Origin of the sequence: Paeniglutamicibacter selenitireducens (assembly GCF_051550675.1) — a bacterium.
Classification (GTDB): domain Bacteria; phylum Actinomycetota; class Actinomycetes; order Actinomycetales; family Micrococcaceae; genus Paeniglutamicibacter.
Window position 1 is genome coordinate 89,878 of the sequence record NZ_JBPULF010000001.1, and the last position, 12,409, is coordinate 102,286.

Consider the following 12,409-nt stretch of genomic DNA (forward strand, 5'->3'; position numbering starts at 1 on the left):
TTGCTGCTGCATCAAAATTACCACGACGCGCATCACACGTAGTCTTTAGTGCATGAGCGATACCTCACACCCCTTGCAGCGGTCCCCCGAGCCGAACCCCCGCGACCCGTGGACCGCGCTGCAGGGCACCGGGAGCGGCGCCCCGGCCGGGACGGGAACCCCCGGCGCGCGGGCGGCCGGCCCCGGCCCGGGGGTCGTTGCCGCCCTGGTGCTGTGCACCCTGCTGATGCTGGGCGTGGCCCGCTTCCTCGCCGGGGTCTTCGGCCCCGGCACCGTGCTGTGGCTCGGTGCGCTGGCCATGGTGCCGCTGGGGCTGTGCCTGCTCGGGCTGCGCTGGGTGGACCGCTGGGACCCGGAACCGCGGCCCGTGCTGCTGCTGGCCCTGCTCTGGGGCGCGGGCGCCTCGGTGGCCGGTGCGCTGCTTGTCGGCGACCTGTTCACCGAACTCTTCTTCAACCCCGCCGGGCGCATGGACCTCGATGTCTTCGGGGCCGTCATACAGGCGCCGATCGTCGAGGAGCTGGCCAAGGGCGCCGGCGTGCTGCTGGTCTTCTGGATCAACAGGGCGCATTTCGACGGTCCCGTCGACGGCATCGTCTACGGCGGCATGGTCGGCGCGGGCTTCGCTTTCACCGAGAACATCCTGTACTTCGGGTCCAGCTATGCCGAATCCGGCGCCCCGGGCGAGCTGGCCGCGGTGTTCGTGCTGCGCGGGCTTTTCTCGCCCTTTGCCCACGTCATGTTCACCGCCTGGACGGGTTTCGCCCTGGGGCTGTGCGCCGAACGCGGGGACCGCTCCCGCTGGCCGCTCTACCTGGTGCTGGGCCTGCTGCCGGCCATGTTCGGCCACTTCCTCTGGAACGGCGGGGTCGGCATTTTCTTCGAGTCGTTCCTGGGCTTCTACTTCCTGCTGCAGGTTCCGCTCTTTGCGGCCGCAATCGCCTCGGTGGTGCTGCTGCAGCGTGCCGAGCTGCGCCTTGTTGCCCGGCGGCTTGACGAGTACCGGCAGGCGGGCTGGTTCACTCCGGCCGAGGTCGCAATGTTCTCGACCCCGGCCGGGCGCAGGTCGGCCCGCAGGTGGGCGCGGGCCATCGGGCGCGGCCGGGTCATGAACGACTTCACGCACACCGCGATGCGGCTGGCCGGGGTCCGCCAACGCATTTCCGCGGGCCACGCCGATGCGGGCGACCGCGCCCGCGAGGTGGCGCTGCTGCACGAGTCCCACCGGCAGCGCGCGCAATTGCTGGCCGGCATCGTAGTCTAGGTCCCACAGGCACCGCGGTGAGTTGGCAGCGGCCGCAGCCACCGGCAAGGAGCACCGATGAAACACTCGCAACTGAAGTCCGCCCGGCTGGTGAAGGCGCTGGACTACCGGCACATGGTCGACGTGACGCTCAAGGGCCGGGACAGGGACCTGGTCCGGGGGTACGTCCTGGGAATCGGCGGCAAGTGGATCCTGGTGCACGAGACAACGCCCGGCGGCGCGCCGGACGGGACGGTGGCCATCCGGCGGAGCTCGATCGCCCACGTGGCCAGGACCAGGCACTTTTCCGCGCTGGCACTCGAGGCCCTGAAGCTCCCTGTCCCGGACTTGGAGCTGGGCGTCCAGGACCTGGACTCGACCCGCGGCGTGCTCATGGCCCTGGGCGCGGACGGGGAGCTGGTCAGCGTGTTGCGCGACGTGGCCCGGCCCGACTCCATGGTCGTCGGCTCGTTGGCGGAGCTGGACAGGAAGCGCGCGTGGCTGCTGGAGGTGACATACCGGGCGCGCTGGAAGAACCGGCTGACGGGCATCAAGCCCCGGAACATCTCCCGCATCGCCAGCGGCGGCGACTACCTGGAGCGGCTCGCCCTGGTGGCCGGCCCGCGGCCGCAGCGCAGCCGGAAGGGCCATCCCGCGCCGGAGGGCTCCCCCGCAGCGGGTGCACCTGAACGGGCGCCGGACGACAGCGACCGTTAGGCGGTAGATCGCCCGGCACGTCGGGTTTCGGCGATTCGCCGTGAATCGCCGACTCCTACTCCTCCGGGAATTCCCGCACGATTTCAGCAGGAAAGGACCGCAGCAATGCCCGCCTGAGGCTCTTCGCTCGCTTCCAGTCATCCGGGACAAATTCAGTGCTCCGACCTCGACGGGCCGTGAGTGAGATGCACCCGCACTGTCGACTCCCGACGACTGCAACTTCCGACAGATCGATCGATCGCGTCTTGCCACCCTTCTTCTTCACGAGTCGGTCAGTCGTGAGCCAGAGCGCGGCCTTACCGGATTTGTTCCTCCACGGAGTGAGACCGTCCAAATCGACCTCGGTTGGAGCGTTGACCCCCTGCTCCCATTCCCGCTGCCAGATGTCAAAGGGGTCCGAAGCCAGCCCCCAAGCAGCCGCGTCTTTCCTGCCGATCTTGAAGTTGCTGTCCACCGCAACAAGGAGCGTAGGCAGAGCCCCGCCCAGCACGCTCGTGAGTTCTTCTCCGCTCTGCACTGCAATGCGCCGGTGTAGTTCATCCAAAGTCGGCGTGGATCGTCCCAGGAGCCCGTCCACTGCCAGTTGGTCCAGGTAAGTGGAAGCGATGCCGTCTTCCCAAGCCAGCTCCACCCGGAGTGCATTGCGTGCGAATTCGACCGCGTCCCCGCTGAATCCGTGCTTGGCAATGTCCTCAAGGGCCGCCATGCCCGCACCGAAGGTTGTTCTGACGTTTGCGGGAAGCGGGTCAAGAACCAAATCCAACTGATTCCGGTGTTCATCGATGCGGGTGGTGAGCACGGTGACCGAATAGATCAATCCCCGGGTGCGGCGAAGTCTGGAATGCAATTCCCGGTATAAGGCCTCCCCCAGCAACGAAGAGAAAACCGTCGGGACCAAGAGCGAAAAAGCCACACCAGCCTTCGGTGAACGAACCACCGTGGGCGAGTCGATGATCTGCGAATGCGTTTCCCTGAACTGCGCTCTTCCCGACGGGAGCCGGATATCCAAGGATTCTGGAATGCGGCCCGAGAACGTCACTGCCGCGTTCTCCGCGGTGAACCAGCGCTCAACCCACTCCACGGCTTCCGAAAGGCGGATTCCGGTGGTGGAAGAGGCACCCATTTGACTGGCGCCGAGACCGCTGGCACCGAATCGATTTGTCAGCAAACCGTTCGAAACCGTACAAAAAGCCGAAGGGTCTTCGGCCTCGATTACTGACTTTTCGCGACTGAAAACCTCTTCAGGGACGCTGGAGAAGCCGGACACGGCGGCCGCGACGGCATTGAGAAACTGCGCGACTTCCTCAGCGTCACCTGTGGCGTGGAATTTCACCGAATCTTCGTCGACGACACCACCTAGATGGAGCGGGAAATGCTCAGCCATGTACAGCACAACGTGCTCGACCAGATGGGTGATGCCGGCCAGCGTCGCGGGTTCGTTGCGGAGCCCGACACCGAAGATCAGCGTTCCCGTGCACAGCCCGCTTCGGTCGGTGGCATACGAGGCAATGTTGTTGTGCAGGCCCGCATCAGGCATCTTCATCATGATCCGGATTCTTTCAGATCACGGTGCCAATCATCGGCATCCGGCAGGTACTTGGGCGTTTTCCGATGCGTCGGGCCCGCCCCGAACCAGCTCTCGCGTTGGGGTGAGACAACATCGTGGGCTGATTAAGAGACCGATGGCCGGGTTCCACGCACTGGTGCGTGGAACCCGGCCATCGGCCGTTGCCTGCGTTGTCGGCTGCTAGGCCAGCAGCGTCGGCTTCATCTGCTGGATGCGTCCGAGCAGGCCGTTGACGAACTCCGGGGATTCGTCGGTGGACAGCTCGCGGACCAGGGACACGGCCTCGGCCACTGCCACGCCGTCCGGGACGTCGTCGTTGAACAACAGTTCCCAGGCGCCGATGCGCAAGGCGGTGCGGTCGACGGTCGGCATGCGCTCCAGGGTCCAGCCCTTGGAGTAGGAGGAGAGGATCTCGTCGATCCGGTCCAGCTCCGACATGACGCCCTCGATCAGGGTGACGGTGTACTCGTTGATCGTGATGTCAGTTGCCTCACGACGCAAACGCATGGCGGCCAGCGGCGAGACGTCGCGCTGTTCCGCTTCGAAAAGGATGTCCAGTGCCCTGCGGCGGGCCTTGGCGCGGGCGCTCACTAGGAGACACGCCCCAGGTAGTCGCCCGTGCGGGTGTCGACCTTGACCTTGGTGTTCTGCTCGACGAACAGCGGCACCTGGATCTCCTTGCCGGTTTCCAGGGTGGCGGGCTTCGTGCCGGCCGACGAGCGGTCGCCCTGCAGGCCCGGCTCAGTGTAGGTGATTTCCAGGACCACGGAGGCCGGGAGCTCGATGTACAGCGGGGAGCCCTCGTGCATGGCGATGGTGGCGTTCTGGTTCTCCAGCATGTAGCCGGCCTGGTCGCCGACGACGGTGCCCGGAACGGTGATCTGGTCGTAGTCGCTCAGGTCCATGAACACGTAGTCTGCGCCGTCCTGGTACAGGTACTGGTAGTCGCGGCGGTCAACGGTTGCGGTCTCGATCTTCGCGCCGGCGTTGTACGTCTTGTCGACGACCTTGCCGGTGAGCACGTTTCGCATCTTGGTGCGCACGAACGCGCCGCCCTTGCCCGGCTTCACGTGCTGGAAGTCGATGATCGTCCAGAGCTGGCCCTCGATCTTGAGGACCTGTCCGTTTTTGATGTCGGTGGTTGAAGCCACGATCTACTCATTTCCCGTATGCGCCCGATGCTCCGCCGGCAATCACTTGCCGCGGCGGGCGGGGCCGCGAAAATGCGGCCGCCCGGGCGTGTTGTCAAAAATCCAAGATCCAGTTTAGCGCACGCAGCGGTGCCGGTGCCCAACTTTCCATGGTGATCTACCAGACCCGGGGTCCGGCAGGGGTGCCGGCCGGGTCCGGGGCGTCGCACGCACGGTGCCTCGCCCCGGACACGGGCGGTCCGCTAGAGTCCCTGCGCGGCAGGGGCCTCGAGGCGCGCGGTGAGCGCCTCGAGGCAGCGGCGCGAGGACTCGACGAGTCGGGCATCCGCGCCCTCGGCGATGCGCAGGTCAAGGGCATTGCGGAAACGGGTGGCAGCGGCGCGCAGGTCGCCGCTCTCCACGTACGCCATGCCCAGGTGCTGCTGCAGCAACGACTCGTGGGCGGTGCCGTTGAATTCGCCCAGCAGGGCGCGCAGGCGGCTTGCGGCACGCTGCGGGTCGCCCAGGGCGCGGGTCAACGAGGTGTCGAGCACGCGCATGGTGAAGTTCTGCGGTTCGGTGAAGCGGGTCTCGGCGACGAGCTCGCTTGCCGCACGGACCTGGCCGCGTGCCAGCAGCACCACCACCTGTTCGGCGGCGTTGCCGCGCGCCATCGTCTCGTCGGCCAGGGCCTCGTCGGAGATCGTCTGGCTCATCGTCAGCGGGTCGAAGCGCACGCCCGGGATGCCGGACTCGATGTTGTCGGTGGACGCAGCCGTCCCGGCGGCCGGCACCTGCATCAGTTCCTGGGTGTGCGTCAGGCCCTGCGTCATTTCCTGGATGGTCATTCGGCGATCTCCTGGTAGGCGGCGAAGAGCAGCGAGGTGTCGGGCACGTCGAGGATGCGGGGGTGCCCGATCTCGTCGAGCACCACGAAGCGCAGCAGGTCGCCGCGGGTCTTCTTGTCGCGGCGCATGCCGTCGAGCAGCGAGCTCCAGCGATCCCCGCGGTAGGTGGTGGGCAGGCCCAGGGACTTGAGGATCGCGACGTGGCGGTCGGCCACCTTGTCGGGGGTCTTGCCCACGGTGCGGCCCAGCTCGGCGGCGAAGGCCATGCCGATGGACACCGCTGCGCCGTGGCGCATCGAGTAGCGTTCGGCAAGCTCGATGGCGTGGCCCAGGGTGTGCCCGTAGTTGAGGAACTCGCGCTCCCCCGCCTCGCGCAGGTCGGCGGAGACGACGCGCGCCTTCACCGCGATGGCGCGTTCGATGAGTTCGCGCAGGCGGGCCGAGCCGGCGGTCGTCGCGTCCACCGGGTCTTCCTCGATGAGTTCAAGGATGCGCTCGTCGGCGATGAAGCCGCACTTCACGACCTCGGCCATGCCTGTGACAAGCTCGTTCTTCGGCAGCGTGGCCAGCGTGTCGAGGTCCACCAGCACGCCTGCCGGCGGGTGGAAGGCACCGACGAGGTTCTTGCCCTCGGCGGTGTTGATGCCGGTTTTCCCGCCCACGGAGGCATCGACCATGCCCAGCAGCGAGGTGGGGATGTGCACGACCTTCACGCCGCGCAGCCAGGTGGCCGCGACGAACCCGGCGAGGTCGGTGACGGCGCCGCCGCCGACGGCGACTATCGCGTCGGAGCGGGTGAAGTCGTTCTGGCCCAGCACCTGCCAGCAGAATGCCGCGACCTGGATGTGCTTGCCCTCTTCGGCGTCGGGGATCTCCGCGGAGAATGCCGCGTAGCCGGCCGCCGCAAGGTCTTCCTTGACGGTGTCGCCGGTGTTCCGCAGGGCGCGCGGGTGGATGACCATGACGCGCTTGACGCGTTCACCGAGGATGCCTGGCAGGCGCCCGAGTAGTCCGTTGCCGACGATGACGTCGTAGTTCTCGGCCGGGGCCGCCCCTGTGACGTGGATCGTCGTGGGCTCGGTGTTCATCGTGGGTCCTCCAAGTGCTGCGTAGCGCACAGGCCGGTCCGCGGATTGCGGGTGGCGGGTGCGTGAGTGAAAACGCGTCGCCTCCATTGCGGCGACTCTTAGCGGTTGGGCCGAATCAAGCTCGTGCCGGTCCAACTGAACTAGCGTACGTGCATCTGCACGCGAGAGGGTCGTTCAGTGGCCGGTATCACGGTATGCGGTCGCGATTGCCTCCGCGATGGCGGCGGGGCCAAGGGTACGCGTGTCAACGCGCAGATCCGCGCATTTCTCGTAGGTGTCGGCCCGCTCGGCGAAGATCCGGGACCAGGATTCCAGCGCCCCAGCCAGGCGGCCCTGCCCGTCTCCGGGCTCCTCGACGCGTGTGTCGCCGACGGACGCGCCGGAAGCAGGGGCCAGCAGCGGGCGCGTCGCATCTCCGGCGATCCGGCCCGCAACGGTTGCCGCGTCCGTGTACAGGTACACGGTGAACCCGTCGGCGAGGATGCGCCGGTTCTCCTCTGCGAGCACCGCTCCCCCGCCGGTGGCAACCACCAGCGGGGCCCGGCCCTGCTCTGCGGAGCGCCGGGCGGCAGTGCGCAGAGCCCCCGTTTCAAGGGTGCGGAACACCGGCTCGCCGCGGCGTTCGAAGATCTCCGGGATCGGGCCGTGCTCCTCGGCCACCAGTGCGTCGGTGTCCAACGCCCGGGTACCCAGCAGGCGGGCCAGCTCCGCGCCCACGGCGCTCTTGCCGCTGGCCATCGGCCCGATCAGGAAGATCGTGCGGCTCATGGACGGCGGACCGAACCCAGGGATTCGGGGATGGCGGCCAGGTAGGTGTCCAGGTTGCGCTTGACCTCGCCGAGCGAGTCGCCGCCGAATTTCTCCAGCATGGCCTGGGCCAGCACCAGTGCGACCATGGCCTCGGCGACAACGCCGGCGGCCGGCACGGCACAGACGTCCGAGCGCTGGTGGTGCGCGGTGGTTGCCTCGCCCGTGGTGGTGTCGATGGTGCGCAGGGCACGCGGGACGGTGGCGATCGGCTTCATGGCCGCTCGCACGCGCAGGACGTCCCCGATGCTCATGCCGCCCTCGATGCCGCCGGCCTTGTTGCCCGAACGGTCGATGACGCCGTCCTCGCCGCGCACGATCTCGTCGTGGGCGGCGGAACCTCGGCGCGATGCGGTGAGGAAGCCGTCGCCGACCTCGACGCCCTTGATCGCCTGGATGCCCATGAGCGCTGCGGCAAGCCGCGCGTCGAGGCGGCGGTCCCAGTGCACGTAGGAACCGAGTCCCGGGGGAAGGTTGTAGGCCAGCACCTCGACGACGCCGCCGAGGGTCTCGCCCTCCTTGTGTGCCGCGTCGACCTCGGCCACCATGGCCGCGGAGGTCTCCGCGTCGAAGCAGCGCAACGGGTCCGCGTCCAGCGCCAGGACGTCCGAGGCGCGCGGGAGGGCCGAACCCTCGGGCGAGGCGACGGTGCCGACGGAAACGGTGTGGGAGACGAGTTCCACGCCCAGCTGGGCCAGGAAGTTCGCTGCCACGGAGCCCAGGGCCACGCGGGCTGCGGTCTCGCGTGCCGAGGCGCGCTCAAGCACCGGGCGGGCGTCATCGAAACCGTACTTCTGCATGCCCGTGAAGTCGGCATGCCCGGGGCGCGGGCGCGTCAGCGGCGCGTTGCGCGCCATGGAGGCGAGTTCCTCGGGGTCGACCTCGTCGGGGTTCATGACCTTGGCCCACTTGGGCCACTCGGTGTTTCCCACCTCGATGGCCACGGGGCCGCCCTGCGTCAGCCCGTGACGCACGCCGCCCATGAACGAGACCTCGTCCTGCTCGAACTTCATGCGGGCGCCGCGGCCATAGCCCAGGCGCCGGCGTGCAAGGGCATCTCGCACGTCCTGCGAGGAGATGGAGATGCCCGCGGGCAGCCCCTCGATAATTCCAACCAATGCGGGGCCGTGTGATTCGCCCGCCGTCAACCAACGCAACATGCTCTCCATCCTGCCATGTCCCAGCGGCCCGATCAGGGCCGCGGTACGCCTACTGCGTCGCACATCACATTTGTGACGTGCCCCCAGTCGGCATCTTGAATTCCTGTAAAAAGTCTGACTTGTTCCACGCCTTGGTGCACCAGCATGCTCAGGCCGGAGACGACGGTGCCGCCGGCTTCCTCCCAGGCGCCGGCCAGGGCGGAAGGCCACGGGTCGTAGGCGACATCCAGCAGCACGGCGCCGGGCTTGACCGCGCGGATCGCGGTGCCCGCCGCGGTACCCGGACGCCGGCCCAGGCCGAGCTCCTCGATCCAGGCATCAGCGGCACGGGCCGGCAGCGTGGAGATCACCGCGTCGTAGCTTGCCAAGCGTCCTGCCCCGTCCGCGTACGGCAGGGCAACGGCCTCAAGGCCCAGGGTTGCGGCAAGCCGGAGGGCGTCGGCGGCGCGCCCCGGGTTTCGCACCAGCAATTCCACACGGCGCACGCCCATGAGCGAGCAGGCCTCGAGCGCGGCGAGTGCGGTGTTGCCGTTGCCCAGGATTCCCACCACTGCCGCGCCACGGCCCGACGCCGGCAGGTCCAGGGAACGGACGATGCCGTCGACATCGGTGTTCTCGGCCAGCAGCCGGACGCCGTCCCCCTCGCGGGAGACCACGATGGTGTTGAGCGCGCCGAGCCGCAGCACCCGCTCCGAAGGCTCGTCGATGAACGGGATCAGCGCGTCCTTCATCGGCATCGTGACTGAGACGCCGACCCAGCCGGGTTCGCTGCGCAGCCGCGCGGCGAAGGCCCCGGCCTGCTCCGGAAGCGTGTCGATGGCCGTGTAGCCGATCGACACGCCGAGCTCGCGGTACGCGGTGGAGTGCAGCAGCGGGGAGCGCGAGTGGCCGACCGGGTGCCCGAGCACCGCGGCGCGGGCACCGTGCGGCACTGCTGCGGCCGGCACGGCTCCCGCACTCACTTGCAGACGTCCGTGTTGTCGGCGCACCAGGCGCGGAACTCGTTCTGGTTGACCTGGTGCTCGCTGTAGGTCTTGGCGAACTTGGTCTCACCGGTGTTGGTGTTCACCGTGACCCAGTAGTAGTAGTCGTTCGCCTTCGGATGCGCCGCGGCCTTGATGGCCGAGGTGCCCGGGGAACCGATCGGGGTCGGCGGCAGGCCCTTGTGGACGTACGAGTTGTACTTGTTTGACGCGTCCTGCTTCTCCTCCTGGGTGAAATGCAGGGTGTAGCGGTCGAGCCCGTAGATGACCGTCGAGTCGACCTGCAGCAGCCCGTTGGTTTCGGTGTTGTCCGCGTGCAGGCGGTTCTCCAGCGCCCCGGCCACCGTGGCGTAGTCGTCAGGGCGTGCCTCCGCCTGAAGGATCGAGGCGACCTTCAGCGTCCGGTACTGCTCCGCGGGGTCGGTGATCCCCTCGGCCTCCAGCGACTTCTCGGTGGCGTCGACCATCAGCTGCAGCACCGACTTGGCGTCGGAGTCGATCGGGAAGCGGTACTCGCCCGGGTGCAGGTAGCCCTCCAGGTTCGGCACGTCGCCCTTGATGCCGAAGGCCGCGGGGTCCTCGGCAAGCTTCTGGAGCGATTCGCGTGACAGGCCGGTGGCCGTGGCGATTTCCTCCAGCACGGCTGGCATGCGGGTGTTCTGCTTGATCGCGACATAGCCGACCTTCTCGGGGCCGTCGCCGATCAGGATCGTGGCGGCATCCAGGGCGGGCATCTGCAGGCGCAGGTCGTAGGTGCCCGGGTGGATTTCCCGGTTCTCCGTTTCGACGAGCTGGATGGCCTCGAGGAAGAGCTTGTCGCTGGCGACGATGTTGTCATCCACCAGTTCGCGGCCGATCTGCTTGGGGCCCCAGCCCTGCTTGACCTCGAAGCTGACGGGGGCACCGCCGGGTGCCGGGAAGTCCTTGGGGTTCAGCTTGTCCATGACACCCTGCAGGACCAGTACGACGCCGAAAATCACGGCGCAGAAGCCCAGCAGCACGACGGCCATCACGGTGTTGCGGCGACGGCGGCGGCGCTTGCGGGCGGCCAGGCTCGCGGCGCTCGGGCCACCCACGAAGAGGCTCTCCCGCCCGGCTCCCGGAACCGACTGGTCGTGCTCCGTGTAGTGGTGCTCGTCGCCGGGGTAGTCGTGATACGCGTCATCCGGGTGTGCGGGGTATTCGGCGGGATGGGCGCCCTCGTCCGCATGGCCGTCGTGCGCGTCGTAGGCGGCTTCGTAGGTGACGGGTGCCGGTGTTTCCCCGTGGGACCAGGTATCGTCCGCGACTTCGCTGTCATGGCTGCCGGGATTGACGTTTTCGGCTGGCTCTTCGTGCTCGGGCTCGGTGCCGTGGGCTGCGAAGCCCTGGATCGAGTGGACCTGGGTGGCCGGGGCCGATGCCACGGCAAGCAGTCGTTCTGCGTGTCCGAAGGCCGGTGCATGGTCACGTACCTGGGCAGGCGACGGGTGCACGGGCTGCCGCGGCCGGACGGGAGTCTGGCTTTGGTGGGAAAGGATGTCGTTGAAGCTCATCGCGGCGTGGTTGCGGGCGTCCCAGGGGCGCGTTTCCGGCATGTGCTGCGCGGACTGACCGGCAACCTGCGCCGGGGCCTCAACGGCCGGAGCCGTGGCAGGGGCAGCGGGCGCTGCTGCCGTCCAGTGGCCGAGGCCGGCCCGGGAGCCGGCGCCCGATTCCGGTTCCCGGGAAACCCGGGCTTCCGGGCCGGCGTGGTGCTCCTGGTTGAACGGGGCATCGGCACCGACGGACTCGGGGCTCACGGCGCTGCGTCCGGACTCGGACCGGGCCCGGCGGGGCCCTGCCGCATTGGCGCGCAGGGTTTCACGCACACGTTCGGCCGCGGCGCGCTGCGCCTCGATGGCCTCGGAGCGGGCACGCAGGGCACTTTCGTTCCGGGCACGCTGGGCCGCGGCAATGGCCTGGGCGCGCTGGTGTTCGGCGGCAAGCTCGGCCTCGGTGGGTGCGGCAGGCACGGTTTCGAGGGCTTCTTCAGCCGAAACGGCCGATGATGCCGAGTAGGCGGAACCCGACTCGCGGTGGGGTGCAACAGGGTCGGTCCCGCGGGCCTCCGCCCGTTGGCGGGCAGCTCGTGCGGCGCGACGAGGCGAAACCTCGTGCTCGTGGCGCGAGGAATCGAACGACGATTCGTTAGTCATGCGGTGTTCTCCCTTGCCCGCGGGCAACGTAGTAGCCGAGGAGCGACGGAGTCCCACCTGTTCCTGTTCGGCTTTTTGAGATGTGACCTGATCGTAACCTAAAAGTGACACGTCATGCAGTCGTTCACCGGCACGCAGGCGGCTCCGCCGCGCGTGAACGCGGGCGGAATCGTGGTCCTCAGGAAGCATCAACTGACCCTGGATCCTCGGGCTCAACAAGCTGGCCGGGTGCGATTTGCCCATGTCGGCGCATTTCAAGCACTTGCTGGAGAATCTCCACGGCAGCGACCTGGTCGACAACCGAGCGGTGCTTTCGTCCGTCCAAGCCTGCCTCTCGCAACGACCTGTGTGCACTGACAGTGGTCAAACGCTCGTCCACGAGGCGAACTTCGACATCCAGCGGGACGCGCGCCAGGGCATTAGCCAATTCATCGGCATAATCCCGGGCCATAGCCGTCGAAGCGGTCTCCCCACCGGAGAGCGAACGCGGGAGGCCGACAAATATTTGTCTGACCTCGCGTTCCGCGGCGAGTCTCACCAACACGGCCACATCGCTGTTCTTCTTTGCGTCGCGCTTCAGTGTCTTCACCGGCGTCGCAAGCATGCCGTCCGGGTCGCTGGCTGCGACGCCGACGCGGGCCATGCCCACGTCGACGCCGAGCAGCACACCTCGTGCGGGGGTTGCCGCC

12 protein-coding genes are annotated in these 12,409 nt (G+C 67.9%); 2 read left to right on the forward strand and 10 right to left on the reverse strand.

From position 1 onward, the window contains the following. Positions 1–52: 52 nt before the first annotated feature. On the forward strand, positions 53–1,264 hold the full coding sequence (locus ACSYDW_RS00345; protein ID WP_438336714.1) for a PrsW family intramembrane metalloprotease: 1,212 nt from the start codon (positions 53–55) through the stop codon (positions 1,262–1,264). A gap of 57 nt (positions 1,265–1,321) precedes the next feature. After that, complete coding sequence (locus ACSYDW_RS00350) at positions 1,322–1,960, forward strand: hypothetical protein (protein WP_438336715.1); 639 nt, start codon at positions 1,322–1,324, stop codon at positions 1,958–1,960. 55 nt (positions 1,961–2,015) lie between these two features. Here ACSYDW_RS00350 and ACSYDW_RS00355 read toward each other — a convergent pair whose 3' ends face one another. The 10 genes from ACSYDW_RS00355 to ruvX form a co-directional block, all read right to left on the reverse strand. Further along, positions 2,016–3,506, reverse strand: coding sequence for a peptidase M16 family protein (locus ACSYDW_RS00355; protein ID WP_438336716.1), 1,491 nt, complete (start codon positions 3,504–3,506; stop codon positions 2,016–2,018). 201 nt (positions 3,507–3,707) lie between these two features. Further along, entirely contained in the window at positions 3,708–4,118 is a 411-nt protein-coding gene (nusB, locus tag ACSYDW_RS00360) for a transcription antitermination factor NusB (protein ID WP_438336717.1), read from the reverse strand. Continuing rightward, positions 4,118–4,678 carry an elongation factor P gene (gene efp, locus ACSYDW_RS00365; protein ID WP_438336718.1) on the reverse strand — a complete coding sequence of 187 codons (561 nt, stop codon included), beginning with the start codon at positions 4,676–4,678 and terminating at the stop codon, positions 4,118–4,120. Before efp ends, nusB begins: the two co-directional genes overlap by 1 nt. Before the next feature lie 242 nt (positions 4,679–4,920). Beyond that, positions 4,921–5,505 (reverse strand): hypothetical protein, encoded by a 585-nt coding sequence (locus ACSYDW_RS00370; RefSeq protein WP_438336719.1) that lies wholly within the window; start codon positions 5,503–5,505, stop codon positions 4,921–4,923. Further along, positions 5,502–6,593: a 3-dehydroquinate synthase gene (aroB, locus tag ACSYDW_RS00375; RefSeq protein ID WP_438336720.1), complete on the reverse strand. Its 1,092-nt coding sequence runs from the start codon at positions 6,591–6,593 to the stop codon at positions 5,502–5,504. The genes ACSYDW_RS00370 and aroB overlap by 4 nt, the downstream gene beginning before the upstream one ends. Before the next feature lie 174 nt (positions 6,594–6,767). Next, complete coding sequence (locus ACSYDW_RS00380; protein WP_438336721.1) at positions 6,768–7,361, reverse strand: shikimate kinase; 594 nt, start codon at positions 7,359–7,361, stop codon at positions 6,768–6,770. Further along, entirely contained in the window at positions 7,358–8,560 is a 1,203-nt protein-coding gene (gene aroC / locus ACSYDW_RS00385) for a chorismate synthase (RefSeq protein WP_438336722.1), read from the reverse strand. Before aroC ends, ACSYDW_RS00380 begins: the two co-directional genes overlap by 4 nt. 32 nt (positions 8,561–8,592) lie before the next feature. Beyond that, complete coding sequence (locus tag ACSYDW_RS00390; protein WP_438336723.1) at positions 8,593–9,507, reverse strand: shikimate dehydrogenase family protein; 915 nt, start codon at positions 9,505–9,507, stop codon at positions 8,593–8,595. A gap of 11 nt (positions 9,508–9,518) precedes the next feature. Continuing rightward, on the reverse strand, positions 9,519–11,720 hold the full coding sequence (gene mltG / locus ACSYDW_RS00395; protein ID WP_438336724.1) for an endolytic transglycosylase MltG: 2,202 nt from the start codon (positions 11,718–11,720) through the stop codon (positions 9,519–9,521). 178 nt (positions 11,721–11,898) lie between these two features. Further along, positions 11,899–12,387 carry a Holliday junction resolvase RuvX gene (gene ruvX / locus ACSYDW_RS00400; RefSeq protein WP_438336725.1) on the reverse strand — a complete coding sequence of 163 codons (489 nt, stop codon included), beginning with the start codon at positions 12,385–12,387 and terminating at the stop codon, positions 11,899–11,901. Positions 12,388–12,409: the final 22 nt, after the last annotated feature.